The following is a 22609-nucleotide window of genomic DNA, read 5'->3' on the forward strand; positions in this document are numbered from 1 at the left end:
CGTGGAGACATCATTGTTGAGGAAAGGCTGTCCGTCGGGATGCGCATAACGGACGAGTTCTAGCCTGAAACGGCCAAAAAAAACCTGGCTTGTCGCAAAGCCAGGCTATTTCTACCGATACGAGCTGCTACTCAGGATGCGTCATTTCGCTTCATCTTTTGGGCGTATCGCGCAGGCTGAAAGCTCCAGGCCATGATGGCCACCAATACCGCCATTGCCGCATGCAACATCCAGCCTGCCTGAAAGCCATTACTCATTTCACGCAACTGTACGCTGATCATGGGAAAGAGGGCGGCAATCGGAAAGCCACCGCCTTGCATCAAGGCACTCAAGGTCCCGGCACGGGCTGCATCCGGAAAGTGGTCCAGAGCCACCAACAGCAGCAAGGAAAAGCAGCCGCCCAAGCCGATGCCGATAATAATCGCCCACAGATAGGGGGCCATATCGGGAATATAGGCAAAGGCCAGGAAGCCCACGAACTGACACGCCAGCGCCAGCCATACCCACATGCGGCGATCTTTATTCTTGGCCGCCAAGGTAGGCAAGCCAAAGGCGGCAATGGCTTGTGCCACCGACAGGACCGCCACCAGGCTACCGCTGGCTTCAGCCGTCCAGCCCCGGTCTTGATAGAACGTCGCCAGCCAGGTCACCAAAGAGGCATAGCCGCCATTGATCAGGCCAAAACACACAATCAAGGTCCAGGTGCGAGGGCGAGCCAGCAAGGACAAGGATGGGGGCGACAAATTCGCGCCCGGAGCTTCACGCGGCACCACTTTCCAGGCAATCCACAAGGCCACGCTGATCGGCAAGGCCCAGAAAGCCAGCGCGATACGCCAGCTGTCCGTCAAGGAGCTGACCCACGGCGTAATCTGCGCACCCAAAGCACCCCCACCCATCAAGGTCGCGGAGTACACCCCGGTGACCTGAGCGATATGGCGCGGAAACTGTTCCTTGATCAAACCGGGCATCCCCGCTTGCAGCAAGGACACGCCCAAACCACAGATCAGCGCTGTTGCAATCAGGGTGGCCCCATTAGGCACAAACCAGCGCAGCACACAGCCCAGGCACAGCAAGAGCAAGGATGTAATCAAGACATGGCGCAGTGCCAGGACGCGCCGCAAGGAGGGCATGCAGAAAGCGCCCAGTCCCATCACCATCATGGGCAGCAAAGTCAGCCAGGCCAGGCTGCTCAAGGGCATGTTCAACCCTTGGGCAACCTGTCGTGCCAAGGTGCCGCTGGAGGTCAGAAAAGGACGCAGGTTCAAGCCGACCAGAATGACGAAAGCCAGCCACAAAGCTGGGCTGGCTTGAACACCCGTCGACGACGGGGCAGTCTGAGTAGAAGACATAAAATCGTTATTGTTGTGATTGGAAGAAAAATGCAGCCGCCGAGTCGGCGACGTTTAAGGATTCGCGCCAGCCTGTTCCAGAATCTCGGCCATCTCTGTCTGGCTGCGCTGGCGAGCCAGGCTCAAGGGACGCACTCCCTGACGATCCGGCAGGTTCACATCCGCTCCGGCCTTGATCAGCAAACGCAGCACTTCCTGGTGTTCCGGCCCGCCATCAGAGAGCACAATCGCCTCATGCAAAGCAGTCCAGCCCAAGTAATTCACATGGTTAGGGTCGACCCCCGCCGCCAGTAAAAGGCGCACAACATCGACATAACCGTGCTCAGCCGCTGGAATCAGCGCCGTACCACCATAGCGGTTCACGCTACGCAGATCGGCTCCGTTCTCCAGAGTCATGCGCAGGATTTCCAGACGACCTTGTGCACCCGCGACCAAGTAAGGGCTGTCGTGAATGGAGTCGGCCTGATTTACATCCGCACCGGCACGTATCAACTGCCGGGCAATATCAATATGGTTTAACCAGGTTGCACGTAACAAGGGGCTTTGCCCTTGATCGTCGCTGACACTGACGCTGGCGCGAGCCCGCTTTTCTGAAAGAATCTCGCGCACTTTGGCGCTATCGCCTTGCTCTACCGCTTCCAGCAATACTGTTTGTGACCACACACTGCCACTCCCCAAGGCCAAACTCATCACCATTCCAGCCAGCAAGCTTTGCAGTACTACTTTCATGCGCTTCCCCCCGTCATGGCATTGGCCCCAGAGGACCAAACGTTTATAAATAGCATAGATAGGCCTTGGGCAACACCGATTCATAAGCATACTGCTTATTTTCTTACGGATAAGCTTGACCGGCTGCGGCCACATCCAATTCGGGCTGAGACATCAATCTATCCAGCTCGCTACGCAGATAATTAAGGAACACGCGAGTCTTTTGCGGCATCAGACGCGAGGGGAGCAAAGCCAGAATAGGGAAAGGCGCAAACTCCCAATCCGGCAAAACACGCTCCAGGTGCGCGCAATCCGGATCCAATTTTCGTTCCAGCAAGGAAGAGGCGGTAATACCCAGGTCATGCACGGCCAGTTTGCGCATCATGATGGCGTTATTGACGGTAATGGAACCTTCCACAATCGCGTCATAGCGCTCCTGATTCGGCCCACGCAAGGACCAGACTCGATCCGAGCTGGCGGGGCGGGCACAAATACAAGTATGGCCTGCCAGTTCAGAAGGATGCTTGGGTCGCCCTTTGCGGTCCAGATAGTTGCGGGTGGCATACAGCCCCAGACGAATCTGTCCTAACATGGTGGCCACCGCGCTGGAGTCAGGCTGAGCACCCACACGGATGACGCAATCGTAGTTGTCGGCCTGCAAATCAATAGGCCGTATGGTCAGGTCAAACTCCAGCTCAATATCCGGGTACTGTTGATTAAAGCCCCGGATAATGGCGGGCATCAGCACAATGCTGAAACTGGCAGGCATGGAAACCCGTAAACGTCCTTTGGGGGTCTGAGCCACATCCAGCAATTGTTCATGAGCCAGACGAGCCTGTTCGACGACAGCCAGGCAGCGCTCGAAATACACTTGTCCCGCGTCGGTCACATCTACATTGCGCGTACTGCGTTTGAGCAGGGCCACACCCACTTCTTTTTCCAATTCGCGGATACGGCGTGACACGGTGGAAACCGGCATTCCCAGGGCTTGGGCAGCACGGCTAAAGTGGCGGGCACGAGCCACTTCCACGAAGATCGCGATGTCGTTGAGCAGGGGACCGGCGATAATGGTACTCATTTGAATTGTTCCATGAATGGAAATACGTTTGCAATATTAAGGGTTTTTACTAGGTTTAGAAAGGCTCATACTCCATCTAACGATTCGCTAAACACAACAGCGAACCACCGAAAAACACACCGTAGATTTGGAGTAAATAATGAAAAACATCGCACGCGCAACTATCGCCAGCCTGATTCTTGGTGCCACCGCTTTGAGCGGCACTGCCATGGCAGCTACCAACAATGTCGCTACCGGCGAAAACCTGAACTACCCAGCAATTGAATCGACCGACGCTCCTTTGAGCCGTCAGCAAGTCGTTCAAGAACTGGCTGCTGCTCAAGAGCAAGGCTACATTAGCACGGGTTCCATGGGCGACTACCCACGTATCGATACCCGCTCCGAGCTGAGCCGTGATCAGGTTGCCGCAGAAGCCAAAGACTGGAACAACAACAACGGCACCTTTGTTGCTTACTAAGCTGCTGATTGATCCCTAATTAGTCGTAGTTCCCCCTTGAAACGCCTCTTCGGAGGCGTTTTTTTTATCAGCTGTTGACCTTCCCATCGGGTCAAGCCCTAAAGTGGCTTCATTGACGATCCATTGAAGGGTGATTTCGATGACAAGCAGCGCTTCAAACAAGGGCTCACGCCTGACTTTAGATGTGGAAGGCATGACATGTGCTTCCTGCGTCAGTCGGGTTGAAAAGATTATTGGCAAAGTCCCCGGTGTGCAATCGGCCCAGGTAAATCTGGCCACCAACAAGGCCACCGTGGAATTTGAGGGTGCCGCCCCGGTCGACGCCATTATGCAGGCAGTGGAAAAGGGTGGTTACAAAATTTCCCAACAAGACATTGTGCTGGACGTGCAGGACATGACCTGCGCCTCCTGCGTGGGTCGCGTTGAAAAGGCCTTGCTGAAAGTGCCGGGCGTACAAAAAGCCTCGGTCAATCTGGCAACCGCCAAAGCGCATGTGCAAGTGGCGCAGGGTGTGAAAGCTCCTGAGCTGATTCAGGCGGTGAGCAAAGCCGGCTATCCTGCCAGCCTTGCCGAAGCGGCTGTCACAAATGACCAGTTCGAGCGTGCCGAACAAACCTACGAAACGCTGCGCAAGCGTTTCTGGCTGGCGACGGTGCTGGCCTTGCCCGTTTTCATTCTGGAAATGGGCGGCCATATGGTGCCTGCTTTCCATCATTGGGTAGCCAGCACCATAGGTACACAAAACAGCTGGCTGATCCAGTTCGTGCTGACCACGCTGGTTTTGCTGTTCCCAGGCCGCGAGTTCTACACTAAAGGGATTCCTGTTCTCTTGCGTGGTGGCCCGGACATGAACTCGCTGGTCGCTGTGGGCACCCTGGCGGCCTACAGCTTCTCGCTGGTGGCTACCTTTGCGCCACAGTGGCTGCCTTCCGAATCCGTCTACGTGTACTTTGAAGCTGCCGCTGTCATCGTCGCCCTGATTTTGCTGGGCCGGCTCATGGAAGCCCGCGCCAAAGGTCGCACGTCTGAAGCCATTCAACGCCTGCTCAGCCTGCAGCCGCCTACCGCTCGTGTACGTCGCGACGGTCAGGAAATTGAGCTGCCCCTGGCAGATCTGCATACGGGCGATGTCGTGCTGGTTCGTCCCGGCGAGCGTATTCCCGTTGATGGAGATGTTCTTGCCGGTCAGAGCTATGTGGATGAATCCATGGTGACGGGCGAATCCATTGCCGTGTCCAAATCCCAGGGCGATAAAGTCATTGGTGGCACAGTGAACCAAAAAGGTTCGCTGGAATTTGAGGCTACCGCCGTGGGGCAGGACACCGTACTGGCCAATATTGTGTCCATGGTAGAGCAGGCCCAAGGCTCCAAGCTGCCTATTCAAGCCGTGGTCGACAAAATCACGCTGTGGTTTGTACCCGCCGTCATGACACTGGCCGTCTTGACCGCCATTGTCTGGCTGATTTTTGGCCCATCGCCCGCATTGAGCTTTGCACTGGTCAATGCCGTCGCTGTGCTGATTATTGCTTGCCCATGTGCCATGGGTCTGGCCACGCCAACCTCCATCATGGTGGGGACGGGCCGAGCCGCACAGGCTGGCGTGCTGTTCCGTAAAGGGGACTCTCTGCAAGCACTGCGTGATGTAAAAGTCGTGGCCGTGGATAAAACAGGCACCCTGACCAAGGGCGCGCCCGAACTGACCGATTTTGTCTGCGCACCCGGAGAGAACCAGGATCAGGCTTTGGCAGCGATTGCCGCTCTGGAAAACTACTCCGAGCATCCGATTGCCCAAGCCATTGTCAGCGCCGCCAAGGAAAAGCAAATCACCTTGCCCAAGGCTGAGCAGTTTGAGTCCCTGACAGGCCTGGGTGTCACCGCCCAAATCGGAGCTGACCAATGGCATGTGGGTGCAGATCGCCTGATGACGCAATTAGGGGCGGACCTGTCCGCCTTTACCGAGCAAGCCCAGACGCTGGCGCAGGACGGTAAAACCCCCATGTACGCCGCCCGCAACAAGCAGGTCATTGCCTTGCTGGCCGTGGCTGACCCCATCAAGGAAACCACGCCGCGCGCCATCGAGCAGTTGCATGCCCGTGGCATCAAGGTCGTCATGATTACCGGCGATAACCGCCACACAGCCAATGCCATTGCCCGCCGTCTCAATATTGATGAAGTGGTGGCGGAAGTCATGCCTGAGGGCAAGGTGCAAGCGGTTCAGGCCTTGCGCGATACCCATCAACATCTGGCCTATGTCGGCGATGGCATCAACGATGCACCCGCTCTGGCTGTAGCAGACGTGGGGATTGCGATTGGCACCGGAACGGACATTGCCATTGAAGCGGCTGATGTAGTCTTGATGTCGGGCGATATGCAAGGCGTGGTCACCGCGATAGCCTTGTCCCACGCCACCATGCGCAATATCCGTCAAAACCTGTTCTGGGCCTTTGCCTATAATGTGGCACTGATTCCGGTAGCAGCAGGCGTGCTCTATCCCTTTAACGGCACTTTGCTCTCGCCCATGTTTGCCGCTGGCGCCATGGCCTTGTCCAGTGTCTTTGTGGTCAGCAATGCCTTGCGCTTGCGGCGGGTGAAGCTGAACTAAGGTACCCGCACAACACGTTTCACTACAGCGCAGTAGAACCCGGTGTAAACCAAGGGGTTCTTTCAAGCAGAGAAAAAAATGCCGCCCAACTGGGGCGGCATTTTTTAGCAAAGCGATATTGCCAAACTCATGATCCAGACTTCACCGATCAGGCTTTCAGCGTATAACGCAAAATCTCCACGATTTGCTCGGGGCTAGTTGCCCAGGCCTGCGCACTGGCATCCACTTCTTTCAAGGGGTGGATGATGTCTTCGGCGTGCAACGTCACGTACGGTTTGCCCAGGGCGGCACAGAAACCGGCATCAAAGGCAGCATTCCACTGTTTGTACTTGTCTCCAAAACGCACCACGACCAGATCCGCCTGTTCAATCAGGGTTCTGGTACGGATGGCATTAATTTTGGAGGATTTGTGATCACGCCAGAAACCTTCGCTGGCCGGTCCCAGGTGATCGCCAGCGGCATCGCTGGCATCGTGATCGGTAACAGGGCTGGTAAAGGTAATATCCAATCCAGCGGCCTTTGCACCTTGAGCAATCTGCTCGCGCCAATCCGTGTGAATTTCGCCGGACAGATAAACGGTGTAAGTCATTACATACTCCATAAAGAAAAGCCGGACGCCTCTTTAACAGGCGCCCGGCGCATTCAAACCCACCCAACAGTAGCATATTGAGCGGCACCTAACAGCAGGCAAACGCGATAGCCCTTATTCGCAAACGCATCAAGGGCTAAAGAAACGGGTTTCTTTATGAAGCCTGTGGATCAGCGAATCGGGATGGCAACCGGACGCAGCGGAGCCGCATCACCGCCCCGGATCTTGAGCGGACCGCCAATAAAGGCAAACTCATAGACCTTGTCCTTGGACAGTTCATCCAGGGCAATCAACTCAATGATCGGTGCGCCTTGTTGAGCCAATAGATAGGTATGCAAGGGGACGTAGTCATCAGGCACCTCGGAAGGGAAGGTTTCAAAGCTCAAATTGTCCGCACCCACAATCATCGCACCGCCTTCCTCCACCAGATAACGAGCAGCATCCAGACCCATGCCGGGCGGCGCGTTCATGTAGGCTTTGGGATCATTAAAGAGCTTCATGCGGCCCGTACGGATCAGGACAATATCGCCTTCTTTCAGCACCGTTTTCTGACGGGCCAGTGCGTCCCTCAAGTCCTGGCGTGTGATGCGGTATTGGTCGGGCAGCATGTCTACGCCTTTGGCGGCGGCCACATCAATCAAGACGCCACGGGCGATCAAGGGCGGGAATTTCTCGATGCCAGTACGGTTCCAGCCACGGTCACCCAGATGCTCATCAGCCTTGAAACCATTCCAGATCTTTCCATGAATGCCGAAGTGATTCAGGGCATCGATATGGGTGCCCGTATGGCTGTACATGGAAAAAGCCGTGCCTGTGTAGCTACGAACCGCGTTCATCTCATCGCCAACTCCCATCGGGTCATCCACTGCGGTACCACGGGGGGTATGGGTCATCCAGAACTGATAGTGCGGGTCTCCCGCGTCCTGCCAGCTGGGCATGCCCAGGTAGTAGTCGGTTGCCAGGTCATAGACTTTGCTGCCATCCAGACGGGACAAGATGGCAGCCCGGGAAGCAGGAGTGATCAGGTTCAAGCGACCAATTTCATCGTCCGGCCCCCAGGGGCTGATGCCCACTTCCTGAGCACTAAGGGGCAAAGGGTTGCTCGCTGGGTGAGTGGAATGAGCCAGAGAGACGCTCATGCTGCTTGCACCAACCAGCAGTAAACCGAGAAGACGGTGAGAAAAACGAATCGACATGGATGTCCTTTTATGAAGCGTAGATAAGAAAGAAAGGGGCAGCGCTTACAGCAAAGCGCGCAAACGGCTTTTGAGCATTTCGGCGGATTGGGTCTGCAAACGGGCCAACACTTGGCCGGTCTCGCGTGAGGAGACTAATAAAGTGGGGATGGACTGGATCCCTAGCCGTACCGCTTCGGCGCGATCGGTTTGAACTCGCTGCTGCGCGATATCGCTATCCATAGCATTCAGAAAGGCCTCACCATCAAAGCCTTGCGCAATGGCGACCTCCAGCAGCGTGTCCATATCGCCGATATTGCGACTTTCTGCCAGATGCGCACGCTGCACCGCATCGAAGTAATCCCAATGGGCGTTGTCGCCAGAAAGTAGCTGCGCCGCCTGACACGCCCGAGCGGACAACATTCCATGGGGATAGTCGAAGTTCTGTGCTCGCATGCCCTCGATATTGATGGACTGCGTATCGTCGTGTTGGGCGCAGACGGCCCAGTGGCCCAGGATTTCACGTTTGGCGCGCTCCATGGAGCCGAAGGCTTGCAGCATCTGCTCGCGGCTGTCTTGCAGAACAAAGGTATGGTGGCGGACCTGGATGCCCAGTTCGGCGGCAACTTGCCGCAAGCGTGGCGACATGACATAACACCATCCGCAGACGGCGTCATGGAAGAAATCAATAATCAGGGGGGAGACACGCGGCTGGGTCGGGTGTGTTTGATCGTGCATTGTGATGTCCTTGTAAGATGGTCATCACAATAGCGTTCCCCGGAGCGGAGAATAAGCACGTGGCGGTGCAGACAGTTTTTACTTCGAGTTCATAAAGGTCTGTTTACAGGGCGTTGGACATGGCATGGGGCAGTTGGTCGGCCAGATAATCCACGAAGGCTTTGACCTTGGGTTGCAGGTGGCGATTGGTCGGATACACGGCGTAGATATGGCGGGGCTCATTCACGAACTCGGGCAAAACGCGTTGCAACTGCCCGCAAGCAATTGCTGGATCTGCCAGAAAGGAAGGCAGGGCGCCAATACCCAAACCGGCAATCAGAAAGTCGCGCAGCATCAGGCTGTTATTCACTTGACTATGCTCACCTGAAAACAGCAAAGCCGTACCACTGGGGGGGTGCTGTTGAGGATTGCTGTCGAAATCACTATCAAAAGCAAGGCCCTGGGTATGTGCCAGGCTATAGCTGATCATTTTGTGATTGCGCAAATCCTGCAAGGTCTGAGGCAGGCCATGCTGCTTCAAATAGGTGGGGGCGGCGCATAATTTTTGCTCGATGGTGGCGAGGCGACGAGCAATCAGGGTGGAATCATCCAGGCTGCTACGCAAACGCACCGAGACATCAAAACCGTGAGCCACGGCATCCACGATCCGGTCTTCCATCACCAGCTCCAGCTTCAGTTCCGGATACTTGTGTAGAAAATCCGTCATCAATGGCGACAGGACGCTAAGTGCAAACGACAAGGGGGCATTCACGCGCAAGGTCCCCGTCACGCGCTGGGACTGCTGTTTGACCGAGCGCTCCAAAGCGTCCAGCTCATCCAGTATCCGACAGCATTCGGCATAGTAGCTGCGGCCAGTCTCCGTCAGACTCATGCTGCGCGTAGTGCGCTGGATCAGCACCGTATCCAGATGCGCTTCCAAGGTACGCAGTTGCTTGCTCAAACCCGCTGCGGATATCCCCAGATCCTCCGCGGCTTTGGCAAGTCCGCCCAGCTCCACAATGCGCCGGAAGGTGCGCATGACATTAAAAGTGTCCATAAGGGATAGGTACTCCAACAATCAGCTATAGCAAGGCTTGGGCGGGAAACATGCCTGAAAACAGGAACGCAGCCCCCTCAGGAATCGTATCCTACCGCATTGCCGCGGGCTGTCTGCGTCTGATTTTCTTGTCTCGAAGCGAATCCCTTATTTCCAACCCAGGCTGTGGGATTGCTCCAGAGCCTGGTGACGCTGATCATCATCCGCATGCAGATAGATATTGGTCGTAGCGATAGACTCATGGCCCAAAGTGTCACGGATGATACGTAGATCCACCCCTTGATCAGCCAGGTGAGAACCCGCCGAGTGACGCAGCCAGTGAGCCGAGGCCTGCTCCAGAGTACGGGCCTGGGACTCCTGATCGGGATGCAGACTCCGTAAATGATCCGCACTACCTTGAAAAACCTGTTTGACCAGAACATGCGCCATGGCCCGCGTCAAATGCTTGTCGCTGGCACCGGCGGACATTAATAAAGGATAGGGCTCCAAAGCCTGGGGCGGTCCTTCCAGCCCATGCGCTTGTCGGTAGCGCATCAATTCGCCGTACAGCTCTTGCGTTAAAGGCACACGACGCCATTTGTCGCCCTTGCCGTGGATATGCAGCCACCATTGAGCCGTCGTTCCCGCATCAACACGTTCCTGAACATCGGCCATACGCGCCTGAACCAGTTCGGAAATGCGCAGGGCGCCGCCATAAAGAATGGAAAAGAGCCAACGTACGCGGGCTTTATAGCGCAACTCGCTCTGCGTATCTTCAGGAAGGGCCTGGATGTAATCCTGTACCCAACGCCATTGCAACCGGGTCAAGTACCGTTGCTGGGGGGCGGTGGTTTTCTTTTGACGTCGGCCCTGATGAGACAAGGCCAAAGGATTGCCCGCCAAATACCCCGCCTGTACCAGCCAGCTAAATAAAGAGTTCAGAATCAATAACGCCTGATTCCGGCTGCTTTCAGACAAGGGCCCCGCAAATGGCCGCCATGCCGCATGGTGACGGGCAGGGCGGGAGCGCCCTTGAACCACCCAGCGATGAGCGGGTTGAGGGTCCGCCAGAAACAAACGATAGGCCAGGATGTCTTCCAGGCTAAGCGAGGACAAGTCCTTGCGACGCTCCAATACCGCCCATAACAAGAGGCGCTCCGCCTCCTTGCGGTAGTTCGCATAGGTGCGTGGACTATCTATATAGCGCGCCAACCAGGCCCGCAATGCCTCTATATCTGTTTGCGCCTCAATCTGTGCACGTCCGCCGATAGACCGGTTGGCCCCTTGCCGCCCGTCAAAACGAGCCAGCAATTGAGCAATATCGTCCGATCCCAGGTCGGTTGAGGGCGAAGTGTTGGCTATTTCCATGAATAAGCAGAAAAACGAAGGCGATAAGAGAGCAGGGAAGGGCTTTCAAACCCGTGCCTGTGCCAATCAGCCTGTTTAGGGTCACATACTTGACATTATAGAGATAATGTCAAATTATAGAATCCAATTTGTTGATAATTTTATATATTACGTTGTATTATTAATTAAATTATCAACAAAGGTGGAAAAATGGAGCAAAGCCAGCCAAACGAGGGGCAAATCCTGGTCGATGTTGCCCAGTTACGTGATCGCTTCAGCCATACGCAGACTTTGTACAAAGAAGTGGCCGCACTCCTGTTTTTCCGCTATGGCGTCACACCTACGGCCAACAAGCTGTACCAATTGGTGCGCAAAGGCAGCATGAGCGCTCCGGCTCAGGCACTACAGACGTTCTGGGAAGATTTGCGGGATAAAAGTCGAGTTCGGCTGGATGTGGCCGACATGCCTGAAGAGCTACAAGCCCTGACGGGGGAGCTGCTGGGTCGTATCTGGCAAGAAGCGATGGGGCACTCGAAGCAGCAGATGCTGCATTACCAGACTCAGGCTGATGAACGCGTCGCACAGGCTCAAGCCCAAACCCTGGAGGCCCAACAGGCACTGGAAGCAGAGCAGAGCGCCTTGAAAAATGCCCAAGCCCATATAGAAAAGCTGAAAGAAGAACTACAGGCAGCCAGTCAGGTACAAGCAGCTCTGAAACAAGACTTGCTGCACGCCAAACAACGTCAAAACGAGCTGGAAACCGAAAAACAATTGGTTCAACAAGAACTGCGCCGCCAAGGTGAGCAATTCACCCAGGACTTGGAGCGGCTGCAAAAGGCTATTGAGCTGACCGAAGAACGCGCCCAGGCCAACGAGCGCCGTGCTTTACTGGAAATCGACAAGGAACGCTCCATTCAAACGCGACTGCGTCAGCAAATAGAAGAGGCCGAGCAAGCAAACAAGACCCAGCGTCAAGCTCACGAACAGGAGCTGAACAAACAGCAGGATCAAATGCAGAAACTGCGCCAGGAGTTGGGGCAAGAGCAGGGCGAGCGCCGCGCGATGCAAGCGGCTATGGATATCAGCCATAACTTGGCCAAAGAGATGCAGGGGCAATTGCAAATGTTGCGTACTCGCGCCGCTTTGCTGGAGCGGGAGAATGAAGAGGCGCGCAAAACAGCCCAACGACTCAGCCAGGAACTGGAACAAGCCCAAAGCCAGCCTGTACGCCCCCTACGGTTGAAGCGACGCCTGATCAAGAACGATCCTGAACAATAAAATCTATTTAGCAGCCTATGCCAGCCATCCGTAAGGTTGATTTGCTGCACTTTCAATCGCCTGGATAGACCACTGCGTGTAACGGTCTGTTTTAGCGCAAACGATGCACAGAAGGCTTATGCTAAGCTTTTGCCCATGCTGCGCGCCCCCATTTCATCTCGCAAAACAATAGGCTGGCTTTTATTAGTCGGCCTGCTTGTTTTTTTTGCCAGCATGAGTGTGAGTAGCAGCTTTGCCGCACACGCCACGATTCAACATACGGATCGCAGCACTGTTCAAGCGCAACATGCCTCGTCGGGGCAATCTCACCATAGCGCTCCCAACCATTGCAGCACTCCAATGAAAAGTGGTTGCTGCGCTTGTCTGGCGACGCAGGCTCCACCACCTGAAGCGGTGGCATTACAGCCCGTTTTCCCTCCCGTTCCCCTGCATCAAAACTACGTCTCCCGGCTGATTGGCCCCGCCCAGCCACCTCCGCGCTCGTCCTGATCATCTCGTTTTAATTGCCGCCCAAGCGCTAAAAGCCTGTGCTGATCCAGCCTGGGTGGTACGTGTGTATTGATGATTGATAGGGATAAACCCATGAAACGACGCGATTTTTTTAAACTGACTTTGGGTGCCAGCCTCTTGAGTAGCCTGCCTATGCGAAGCTGGGGGCAGGGCATGATGGGGCACCACGGCTCCATGTCTGAAGGTATGCACGGTCACGGCATGAGCACCCGCCCAGGCCTGATGCCCATAGAAAAAATGCCGGCTGGCCAGGCTCTGCAAGCTCTACCTGTACTTAAAAACAGTAGTCAGAAAAAAGGGCTTTTCCAGGCCAAAATTACTGCTGCTGCCCATCAACGCGTTCTGGCAGATGGAAAAAGCACCGAACTCTGGCTTTACAACGGCCAAGCTCCCGGCCCGCTGATCGAACTGTATGAGGGCGACCAAGTAGAAATCGAGTTTGAAAACCAGCTGGATCAGGCCACTACCATCCACTGGCACGGTTTGCCGGTTCCCTCTGATCAGGACGGCAACCCACAAGACGCGGTGATGCCAGGACAAAGCCGCTACTACCGCTTTACCTTGCCCGAAGGCTGCGCCGGTACGTACTGGTATCACCCACACCCTCATGGCAAAAGCGGTGAGCAAGTCGCCCACGGATTGGGCGGGACAATTATTGTCCGCTCTCCCAAAGACCCATTGAAAGACTACACGGAGCAACACTGGGCCATTAGCGATCTGCGGCTGGACATTAATGGCCATATTCCGGCCAACACAGGTCCTGACTGGATGAACGGCAGGGAAGGGCAGTTCGTGCTGCTGAATGGTCAACGCCAACCCCTTATCCAGGCCAGCACAGCAGAACGCATCCGTGTCTGGAACTCGTGTTCTGCCCGTTATTTGAAGCTGCACATCCCCGGCGCTCGGCTGGTTCAAGTCGGTACAGATGGCGGACTGTTAGAGCAAGCCTTGGCAGCGGCCGAGTCGATTTTGATGGCCCCGGCCGAACGGGTGGAGTTCTTTATCCAGGTGGATAAAGATCTGGATAGCAGCTTGCAAGCACTGTATTACGATCGGCAAAAAATGATGGTGCAGGAAAGTCCCGAAACCCTGACGTTGGCAACACTGAAAATCCGCCATCAGGAAATCGAACTGCCCAAGCAATTACGCGCAATCCCTGCCATTCCAGCAGCCGCCAGTACCGCAAAAGTCGTGTTCAGCGAAGTCATGCCCATGAACCATGACATGCAGTCTGGGCACGGTTCTGGTATGACAAACTCATCCGAGATGAACCACCAGGGTATGGCAGGCATGGATAACGATATGATGCCCGGCATGGCTGCCATGCGTTCCATGTTCCGTATCAACAATCAGGTCTACGACATGGACCGCATCGACCTGCGTTGCCCAACAGGGCAGTGGCAGTACTGGGATGTGATTAACGATTCCCATATGGACCATCCTTTCCATCTGCACGGCACACAGTTTCAGGTATTGGCGCGCCAAACCGGGATGCAGTCCGTACCGGAGGCGTTCCGGGCCTGGCGCGACACGGTCAATCTGCGGCCCAATGAGACGGTCCGGCTAGCATTCCGCCAGGAATTGCCCGGCCTGCGCATGTTCCACTGCCACATTCTGGAGCACGAGGACCTGGGCATGATGGCGCAGCTAATGGTGGAGTAGCCTGACCGCTGATGTAGAACCTTGAAAACATCCGCCCTGCAAGCCTGTGTGCCAGCAGGGCGGACAAAGCAGTCCTGCCTGAAAAAAACCCGGCGTCGCCTGCATTACAATACCGCTTTTGAATTTCTCATTTTCAGCGGAGCACGCGCCATGAGCCTGTTGGGCACCCCTTTATCGTCGTCGTCGGACAAAATCATGCTCTTGGGCTCGGGAGAGCTGGGCAAAGAAGTACTGATTGCGCTGCAACGCCTGGGGGTAGAAACCATAGCGGTGGACCGCTACGAGAACGCACCTGGCCAGCAGGTCGCCCATCACTCGCGCACCATCACCATGAGTGATGCCGAACAATTGCGCGCCCTGATCGAAGAAGAAAAGCCCACCCTGGTTGTGCCCGAGATTGAAGCCATTGCCACCGGCGTGCTGGAAGAGCTGGAAGCCCAAGGCAAGGTACGCGTCATTCCGACGGCCCGTGCGGCTCGCCTGACCATGGACCGCGAAGGCATCCGCCGCCTGGCCGCTGAAACCCTGGGTGTTCCCACCAGCCCCTACCAGTTCTGCGAATCGCTGGAAGAGCTGCAAGCCGCTATCGACGACAAGATTGGCTATCCTTGCGTCGTCAAACCCTTGATGAGCAGCTCGGGCAAGGGTCAAAGCAAGATCAGCGGCCCGGACGATGTTGCCAAAGCCTGGGACTACGCCATGGCGGGTGGCCGCGTCAGCCAATGCCGCGTCATTGTTGAAGGCTTTATCGACTTCGACTACGAAATCACCTTATTGACTGTCCGTGCCGTAGGCGCAGACGGCCAGATCGAAACCCAGTTCTGCGATCCCATCGGCCACAAGCAGGTAGATGGCGACTACGTAGAAAGCTGGCAGCCCCAGCCCATGAGTCCCGCGGCTCTGCAAAGCGCACGCGATATTGCCCAAGCCGTTACCCAGAACCTGGGCGGCCAGGGCTTGTTTGGCGTTGAGCTGTTCGTGAAGGGCGATCAGGTCTGGTTCAGTGAAGTCAGCCCCCGTCCACACGACACCGGCATGGTCACCATGGCCACCCAATGGCAGTCAGAATTTGAACTGCATGCACGCGCCATTCTGGGCCTGCCTGTGAATACCGCCTTGCGTATGCCCGGCGCCAGCGCCGTGATCTACGGCGGTGTAGATGCAAAAGACGTGAATTTCCTGAATGTGGCTGAAGCCTTGCGCATCCCGCAAACCGATATCCGTCTGTTCGGCAAACCCGAGAGCTTTGAAAAGCGCCGCATGGGTGTCGCATTGGCCGCAGACGCTGATCTGGAAACGGCCCGTGCAAACGCCCGCCAGGCCGCGGCCACCGTAAAAGTCCAAGCCCGCTAAAACAAGGAGTTTTCCACCATGCCCATCATCGTCGTCCTGCTTTTCCTGGGGATTATTGCGGCGCTTGTGTATGGTGGAATGCAGCTCTTTAGCCTGGTCAGTGCCAGTGCCGGAGTTATTGCCGCGATATTGAGCCTGCTGATCGCAGCGGCCATTCTGGTGGCCCCCTTCATCGTATGGCGACGCCGTTATCTGGCCATTCACGGCAAAAAGCAGCAAGGCCAGCGTATTCTGGAACTGGCTTTACCCGACGGTTCAATACGCCTGGATGCCCTGCAAAAACGCGGTCAGATTCAAACGGGGCAGGGAACACGAGCGTTTATTTTTGCGGATATAGACTCGGTCGAGCTGCAGGGCAGGGGATTGACGCTGACTTTGCGTAACCCAACGCAAAGTTGGGAAATCCAGCCTGCCCATACCGCAGAAGCCAAACGTTGGCGCAAAATCCTTAGCCTGGCAGCACGGCAGGATTTATAAGGCTCATCGTCACGGCAAGTCGACAATACGCCTAACCGAAGTAAAGCCTTGTCGGTAACAAAGCACGTGTAGCCTTATACCTGCTCACTGACCTGATCAGACAAGGCCGGCTCATTCAGGCTGATCATGTGCTCATCCAAAGACTCCAGCGTCTCGACGACCGTACGCAGAACCTGAATACGGGCGGCTTTTTTGTCCTTGCTGGGCACAATATGCCAAGGTGCCATGTGAGTATCGGTCTGGGCGAACATTTCCTCCGCAGCGCGTTGATACGCCGTCCATTTCTCCCGGTTACGCCAATCGTCTTCCGTAATCTTGTAATTCTTAAAGGGCGTTTCCTCGCGGGCCTTGAATCGTTTGAGCTGCTCGTCCTTATCAATATCCAGCCAGAACTTGATCACAGCCGTACCGTTGGCCAGCAACTGTGCCTCAAATTCGTTGATTTCCTCGTAAGAACGATGCCAGGCGGCACGGGAAATCAATTTTTCCACCCGCTCCACCAGCACACGGCCATACCAGGATCGATCAAAAATCGAGATTTCCCCCAGACGCGGCAGTTTGCGCCAGAAACGCCATAGATAAGGGCGTGCCAGCTCTACAGTATTAGGGGCCGAAATAGGGTGGATATCGTAAGTGCGCACGTCCAGGGCTTCGGTCAAACGGCGGATAGTGCCGCCTTTACCCGCTGCATCCCGCCCCTCAAACACCAGTACCAAAGAGTGCTTGCGGAAAGCTTTGCTACGTACCGCGCAGGATAAACGGCCCTGCCAATGCAAAAGCTCGGCGTCGTAATCCTGCACAGATTCTTCAGGAGGAGGGGACTGAAGCGAAGCAGTCGGGACGTTCAAGCGAAACGGGAAGGCATGCGGCTCTTTCACCTGACGCGGGACAATAGGCTTGTCCATGGCCTGCAACACCACCTTGGCCAAAGACACATCACGCAGGTTCTTATCTGCGCTAGGGATAACAACCCAAGGGGCGTAATTCCGATGGGTTAGATTGATAGTTTGCGTCGCGGCATTGCGCAAGCGATTGAATTGCTTATGAACTTTCAGGTCAGCCTTGCTGACACGCCAGGCAGTACTAGGATCAGACATCAAGGTAGCGCATCGATCCAATTGAGCCTGCGCAGAAAGATGGAACCACAGCTTCAAAACCTGCACGCCTTGATAGGCCAACTGCGCTTCAAAACGATTAATCAGATGGGTATACAAAGCAATCTTGGCCGGATCCGGTTCTTTACGGCCCAGTTCTTTCATCAAAGGCGCGTACCAGGAACCAAACACCAAACCCGTCTGACCACGAGCGGGCAAGCTATTCCAATAACGCCACATCAAAGGGCGCATGGCTTCTTCTTCACTTAACTTGCCGAACGCCAGAGTGTGCACATGACGAGGGTCCAGCCACGTGTTCAAGGTATTGATAGCAGAGCCTTTACCCACACCGTCCATACCTGCCACCACGATCAGCAGGGTTTGATCTGCCTTATCCAGACGTTCGTACTGCTTGGACAGCAAGGCTTCACGCAGGATTTCAATCTGCGCCTTGGCCAAGTCATCACTCAAGCTGGGATCGCGTTCGGCAAACTGTAGTACATGGCCCATGGTGCTTTGCTCCGATTTACATAGCTGCTCACTATAACCATGCAAGGGAAGACTTAACTACCTTCAGAGCAAAAATAATCCGGAAGAAGAGAGAGGAGTGACAAGCGATAAAAACAGGTGCTTAAGGGAATGGGCTCAAAGTCTATCGATCATTGACTTTACATAATATACATTATGCGATGTTTATAATTATCCAGAACATCGTATCTCAAGGCCCAAAACCTCGTCACCCTCAATGGCTACTTGCCACCGCTCGCATCCAGGAATGTTCCCGTGATAAAGGACGCCTCAGAGCTGGCTAGCCATAAAATTGCACGCGCCACTTCCTCTGCTTGGCCACCACGGCCCATCGGGATGCTGTCCTTTAATCGGTCTACACGGTCTGGCTCGCCGCCACTGGCATGCATCTCGGTATAAATATGCCCAGGCCGAACACAATTAACACGAATCCCTTCTCGGGCAACCTCTTTAGCAAAACCTGTTGTGAAAGTCTCCAAAGCTCCTTTCGAAGCGGCGTAATCCACATATTCGTTTGGACTGCCAAGCTTGGCCGCTATAGAGGAAACATTGATGACAGAACCGCCTTTCCCACCATGGCGATAAGCCATGCGTTTGGCCGCCTGTTGCGCACAAAGCATGGGACCAATCGTGTTGACCGCAAAAGTGTGTTGTATACGCTCGAAGCTGAGATCTTCCAGACGAGACTGCTGAAACAACACGCCTGCGTTATTTACCAAAACATCAATCCGCCCAAACCTTTGGTCAACCTGCTCAAAGAGCTGAGTAATCTGCTCCGGGTCCGCGCAATCCGCCTTGAAAGCAACAGCTTGACGACCTGTCGCCTCTACTTCAGCGACCACTGACAAGGCATCAGATTCACTGGCGACATAGCTAAGAACAACGTTATAGCCCTGCTTCGCCGCCAGACGCGCCGTCGCAGCACCTATCCCTCGACTCCCGCCGGTAATCAATATGACTGGATAATTTGACGCTACACCCATCTGCCTATCTCCAACATACAGTTTGAGAAAACATCATAAGGCTAAAAACCAAGCTCAGGGCTAGCTGTCCATTTTTCCAGACAGCATAAAGGACGAGGTAATCCCGACCTTTATGCTGCAAGATGCCAGGGGCAAAGCCGGTCTAGTCTTCATGAAAGTATTCGAGTTTGTGATTCCAAGCGCCGGATTCAGTACAGGGTTGCCTATCGGCAAATGCCCTTTGAGTTTGAAGGACGGCAAATTGACCAAAGAAATAGCCAGCTTGGCATTGATACGAGCCGTATCCGAGCTTAGCTGCACAAGGTGGCACTTGCGCGCACACGGCATTGTTCGATAGTCCACTGAATTATCAAACGGGCCAATCCCCTACTACGAGCTGCGCTAGCCATATGCACAGACTCAATCTCTCCACTCCACTCCTCCGGGTGCGACAAATCTGGCATATACGTGATCTGCAAAGCATCTGCCACCGCACCATCAAGCTCAACAACCGTCAGATACTGATTGTGGTTACCTCTATCGCCGCAAAGGCTTCCAGAGAGGACTGAGCCAAAGGCAGGCCGATGTTCACCAGCTTCTCGCCCAGATTATCGTCGGCCAGCATGGCTACGATGGCTTGCTCAGCTGCTTGGTCCGATCGCACCAATGCGTGACGTGCTTTCACTACGTTGTCCCATTCCACCAGGTCAGACCTACAGTGGGCCAACGCCATGACTGAAGGGGCAGAAAACAGTTTTCGTACTAATCAAGAAAAATTCAGACAATTCATTCATATAAAAACATCGTAATTACGATATTAATTTAAATTAGGGTGCGAATAATAAAGAAGATAGAAAAGCAGCTATTTTTTTATTTAAATTAAATTGTATTAAAACAATTCAACTGCTATTCTCTGCTTGCACATAAGTGCAAAACAATGTAGTTAGGCGCAACTTAATTAACAAGCTAAGGGCTTAACCATGACTGCTAAAGATATTGCAACTGAAGAAAGCAAGGTTCGGGCTTATGCACAATGGATAGAAATCACCATCTTCGTTGTTAACTCAAACTTCAAAATAGAAGGCGCTTATCTTAAGTGGGGAAAGTTTCATGTCCCTGGAAATAAGGATAAGGAAATAAGTCCTAGCCAAATCAATGGCACCATTATTAAAGACGAAGACTCATACACCATTGCCTCTTGCGGACGTGAAAATGCTTCATCTGGAACGGAAGGAGGCTTTTCTTTATACGATGGTGATAAATTAGTTTTCGATTATTACTGGGATTGCCCCTGGAGTGGTTCCAACAGTGATGAACTCACCGTAAAGGATAAAGAAAACTACACAGTGAGCAAAAAAGGTGGCGGCAGCCCAAGCGGCGCAACAGGCAACATCTTCATTACTGTTGTCAAAAAATCCTAAGGGAGAAAATCATGGGCATAGAAGCTAAATCCATCAACCCATTACTGGGAATCACAGTTGGATCTACTGTTCTTGGGAATGATTTCAAACCTTCGGTTCTGATAAATCCAATTACCAGAATGATTACCCAAAAAGAAATTGAAATGGGTATGAGTGGTAAAAGCCAATATGTCTATACTGACTCCTTGAACGAGGGAACCATTGGCTTTTCAGGAGCCTATGGCCCCTCGGGGATCGCCAAGTTTACGTCAGCAGTTGCTGTATCCGTCAGCAATGCGACTGCTTCGGAGTACAAGTCTATTAAAGTTTCCTACAACATTTCCATGATCTCGGGAATAGAATACATAGACTTTGACAACCTGACGGTAGAAGACGTATTAAATTCCTTAAGCGCAGGACCTAAAAATCTTTCGTTAAAGGTTTTAGAGAAATTTATTGCTGCCCGTGACTGCACTGGATCGTCTACAGAAAAAGACGAGCTCATGAAAGAATGGGTCAAATCTCTGCAGAACTTCATTTCATCCTACGGGGATGGCCTGGTCGTTGGAGCCATCTGGGGTGGAATGGGCTCTGTTTCTACGGAGATGACGAGCAAAAAATCAGAAGACAGCTGGAAGTATGGAGAAACGGCTGAATTCAGCTATTCAGGGATAGGAAGTTCCGTATCCATAGCGCAAACCTATAATGGATCTCAAAAAGATCAAAGCTCTGAAGTTGAGGTATCTTGCAAGGCTCTCGCCAGTGGGGGTTGCGTTGAAAGCCAGGTAAATTCCTGGTTTGATGTTGTTGCCAACAAGTCCTTTGCCGAGATTTCAGGAATTAGCCTGCTGGATAAAGCGCCTATGCAAAGTTCAGTAAGCCCTCCTCCAAAAATCCCTGATTTTCTCAAACCGGAAAAAAATGAAGGGGTAACGGAAAAGCTGGATACTATTAAAAAGCTGGGTGATTCTGAAGAATTCTCGCTCGCGTCCGGATATGAAGAAGCCAAAAAAACGAACCCGAATTTAACGTTTGAAGAATTCAAATCAACTGTTCGGGACAAGAACAATATTGATGGCTTAAACGACCTGGCCTCCAAAGTACAGGAAAACTCATTGGACGTGTTAGCAGAAGGAAGCGTCTCCAGAAGGAAGAAGAACATCTCGCTTCAAGGGGTCAGAACAAGCAGTTTGGATTCAAGCTCAGACTACGCCGTTCTAGGCGCCTGGATAGCAAACTGGTCAGATATTTTCCCATGGATGTCGATGGGATACATGAACGAAATCAACGATGCTGAAGTGGCCGAGTACATCCTGAAAATTCGTTGCATGATGCAAGATTTGTCCACCTTGAACACTATTTACAATACCTTTAACGCTTGCAATATCAAGCTGGATTTCTGCCATCTTAATTCAGCGTCTCAAGTAGCCGATTCGTTCAAAATTGCACAGGGTGTATTGAGCGACAACGTAGAGAGTGACGATGCGGTGGAAATCGCATTCAACTCCTTAAGCGATGAAGCCAAGAAGATTTATACCGCCTGGAACGAAATTGGTTTCTTACGTAACGCGGAGCTTGGTCTGGGCCTGCTCATTGGGGATCAATCAGTGAGCAGTGAAATTATCGACGTTAAGCCGATACCGTATCCCGAGGTGACCTACAAGGCTGCTTATTGCAGCTATGGGAGCAACAATCCGACTGCGTTTAGCTCGTTCATAAAAATGCTCCCGTTCATTGATACGAATGGTGATATTTATGCCTTCGGGCCGTCCCTCATGCTATTGCGAAAAGCCTTGCCTGAAAAAATGATTTTCACCAAAGGCGGAGAAATGGCAATGAAGCTAACGGCTGATAAAGACAAAGGGATTCTGACTAACGACAGTGTCAGGTTGATACCTATTCCATACTCTGCCGCCAAGGGAGTTCAATGGCGGGGTCAAGGCCAGGGCCGGAGTCTTGCGTCAAGCCAATCTCTACAAGATCAATTTGCCGCCTTGGAAAAAGAATTGGGCAATCTCAACATTTGCACCTTAAGCAGCGATTCCTGGTCTAAGGATTGGACTTATACCGTTCCCTACACCCTGAGAAAAATAAGCACTACCTATATCGGAACCGTTGAGAAAATCAACAGTATATTTGGATAACTTGGCCTGAAACTCAGGCAATTCCCTTAACAGTCTCCCCCATGAAAGGCTTCTCAGGCATCAGTCATGTCTGGGGAGCTTTTCCATTAATGCGGTGCTTATAGTTCTTGTTCTATGACCGCTCTTGGCCCAGATCCGTCCTG

The 22609-nt window shown here is 53.6% G+C and carries 21 protein-coding genes; 8 read left to right on the plus strand and 13 right to left on the minus strand.

Annotation, left to right across the window (positions count from 1 at the left end):
• Positions 1–131: 131 nt before the first annotated feature.
• From M2Q46_RS03835 to M2Q46_RS03845, 3 genes are all read right to left on the minus strand, one after another.
• Entirely contained in the window at positions 132–1349 is a 1218-nt protein-coding gene (locus M2Q46_RS03835) for a cyanate transporter (protein ID WP_203144632.1), read from the minus strand.
• A gap of 54 nt (positions 1350–1403) precedes the next feature.
• Entirely contained in the window at positions 1404–2078 is a 675-nt protein-coding gene (locus M2Q46_RS03840) for an ankyrin repeat domain-containing protein (RefSeq protein ID WP_080748042.1), read from the minus strand.
• Between the two features lie 103 nt (positions 2079–2181).
• A complete protein-coding gene (locus tag M2Q46_RS03845) occupies positions 2182–3135 on the minus strand; it encodes a LysR family transcriptional regulator (protein WP_026482563.1) in 954 nt (317 codons plus the stop codon).
• A 139-nt stretch (positions 3136–3274) separates the two neighbouring features.
• Between M2Q46_RS03845 and M2Q46_RS03850 the strand changes: the two genes are divergently transcribed.
• Positions 3275–3592 (plus strand): DUF4148 domain-containing protein, encoded by a 318-nt coding sequence (locus tag M2Q46_RS03850; protein WP_026482562.1) that lies wholly within the window; start codon positions 3275–3277, stop codon positions 3590–3592.
• Between the two features lie 15 nt (positions 3593–3607).
• Here M2Q46_RS03850 and M2Q46_RS03855 read toward each other — a convergent pair whose 3' ends face one another.
• A complete protein-coding gene (locus M2Q46_RS03855; RefSeq protein ID WP_021446589.1) occupies positions 3608–3787 on the minus strand; it encodes a hypothetical protein in 180 nt (59 codons plus the stop codon).
• Between M2Q46_RS03855 and M2Q46_RS03860 the strand changes: the two genes are divergently transcribed.
• Entirely contained in the window at positions 3732–6194 is a 2463-nt protein-coding gene (locus M2Q46_RS03860; protein WP_115633659.1) for a heavy metal translocating P-type ATPase, read from the plus strand. The two genes, M2Q46_RS03855 and M2Q46_RS03860, sit on opposite strands and share 56 nt — an antisense overlap.
• A 148-nt stretch (positions 6195–6342) precedes the next feature.
• Here M2Q46_RS03860 and M2Q46_RS03865 read toward each other — a convergent pair whose 3' ends face one another.
• The 5 genes from M2Q46_RS03865 to M2Q46_RS03885 all read right to left on the minus strand — a co-directional run bounded on the left by M2Q46_RS03865 (position 6343) and on the right by M2Q46_RS03885 (position 11079).
• Positions 6343–6783, minus strand: coding sequence for a YtoQ family protein (locus tag M2Q46_RS03865; RefSeq protein WP_060185080.1), 441 nt, complete (start codon positions 6781–6783; stop codon positions 6343–6345).
• Between the two features lie 170 nt (positions 6784–6953).
• On the minus strand, positions 6954–7979 hold the full coding sequence (locus M2Q46_RS03870; RefSeq protein WP_302356818.1) for a cyclase family protein: 1026 nt from the start codon (positions 7977–7979) through the stop codon (positions 6954–6956).
• 45 nt (positions 7980–8024) lie between these two features.
• Positions 8025–8696, minus strand: a complete 672-nt coding sequence (locus M2Q46_RS03875) for a DsbA family protein (RefSeq protein ID WP_239054265.1) — start codon at positions 8694–8696, stop codon at positions 8025–8027.
• Positions 8697–8799: 103 nt separating this feature from the next.
• Complete coding sequence (locus M2Q46_RS03880) at positions 8800–9732, minus strand: LysR family transcriptional regulator (RefSeq protein ID WP_203144630.1); 933 nt, start codon at positions 9730–9732, stop codon at positions 8800–8802.
• A 147-nt stretch (positions 9733–9879) separates the two neighbouring features.
• Complete coding sequence (locus tag M2Q46_RS03885) at positions 9880–11079, minus strand: tyrosine-type recombinase/integrase (RefSeq protein WP_239054266.1); 1200 nt, start codon at positions 11077–11079, stop codon at positions 9880–9882.
• A 189-nt stretch (positions 11080–11268) separates the two neighbouring features.
• Between M2Q46_RS03885 and M2Q46_RS03890 the strand changes: the two genes are divergently transcribed.
• The 4 genes from M2Q46_RS03890 to M2Q46_RS03905 all read left to right on the plus strand — a co-directional run bounded on the left by M2Q46_RS03890 (position 11269) and on the right by M2Q46_RS03905 (position 16338).
• Complete coding sequence (locus tag M2Q46_RS03890) at positions 11269–12336, plus strand: DNA-binding protein (protein ID WP_302356819.1); 1068 nt, start codon at positions 11269–11271, stop codon at positions 12334–12336.
• A gap of 582 nt (positions 12337–12918) precedes the next feature.
• On the plus strand, positions 12919–14508 hold the full coding sequence (locus M2Q46_RS03895) for a multicopper oxidase family protein (protein ID WP_302356820.1): 1590 nt from the start codon (positions 12919–12921) through the stop codon (positions 14506–14508).
• A gap of 150 nt (positions 14509–14658) precedes the next feature.
• The gene (purT, locus tag M2Q46_RS03900) at positions 14659–15861 is read left to right on the plus strand and encodes a formate-dependent phosphoribosylglycinamide formyltransferase (RefSeq protein WP_060185305.1); all 1203 of its coding nucleotides are present in this window, start codon (positions 14659–14661) and stop codon (positions 15859–15861) included.
• Between the two features lie 18 nt (positions 15862–15879).
• The gene (locus M2Q46_RS03905; protein WP_035271590.1) at positions 15880–16338 is read left to right on the plus strand and encodes a hypothetical protein; all 459 of its coding nucleotides are present in this window, start codon (positions 15880–15882) and stop codon (positions 16336–16338) included.
• Positions 16339–16412: 74 nt separating this feature from the next.
• Here the strand turns inward: M2Q46_RS03905 and pap are convergent, their stop codons facing one another.
• The 4 genes from pap to M2Q46_RS03925 form a co-directional block, all read right to left on the minus strand.
• Positions 16413–17942: a polyphosphate:AMP phosphotransferase gene (pap, locus tag M2Q46_RS03910; protein ID WP_302356821.1), complete on the minus strand. Its 1530-nt coding sequence runs from the start codon at positions 17940–17942 to the stop codon at positions 16413–16415.
• A gap of 239 nt (positions 17943–18181) precedes the next feature.
• The gene (locus M2Q46_RS03915) at positions 18182–18943 is read right to left on the minus strand and encodes a glucose 1-dehydrogenase (RefSeq protein ID WP_035271677.1); all 762 of its coding nucleotides are present in this window, start codon (positions 18941–18943) and stop codon (positions 18182–18184) included.
• Between the two features lie 290 nt (positions 18944–19233).
• Positions 19234–19413, minus strand: a complete 180-nt coding sequence (locus M2Q46_RS03920) for a hypothetical protein (protein ID WP_240688292.1) — start codon at positions 19411–19413, stop codon at positions 19234–19236.
• A 23-nt stretch (positions 19414–19436) separates the two neighbouring features.
• Positions 19437–19625, minus strand: a complete 189-nt coding sequence (locus M2Q46_RS03925) for a hypothetical protein (RefSeq protein ID WP_302356822.1) — start codon at positions 19623–19625, stop codon at positions 19437–19439.
• A 277-nt stretch (positions 19626–19902) separates the two neighbouring features.
• Here M2Q46_RS03925 and M2Q46_RS03930 point away from each other — a divergent pair, with 277 nt between their 5' ends.
• Complete coding sequence (locus M2Q46_RS03930) at positions 19903–20343, plus strand: aegerolysin family protein (protein ID WP_302356823.1); 441 nt, start codon at positions 19903–19905, stop codon at positions 20341–20343.
• An 11-nt stretch (positions 20344–20354) separates the two neighbouring features.
• Complete coding sequence (locus tag M2Q46_RS03935) at positions 20355–22466, plus strand: hypothetical protein (RefSeq protein WP_302356824.1); 2112 nt, start codon at positions 20355–20357, stop codon at positions 22464–22466.
• Positions 22467–22609: the final 143 nt, after the last annotated feature.

This window comes from Alcaligenes sp. YSL9 (genome assembly GCF_030515105.1).
Lineage (GTDB): Bacteria > Pseudomonadota > Gammaproteobacteria > Burkholderiales > Burkholderiaceae_B > Alcaligenes > Alcaligenes phenolicus.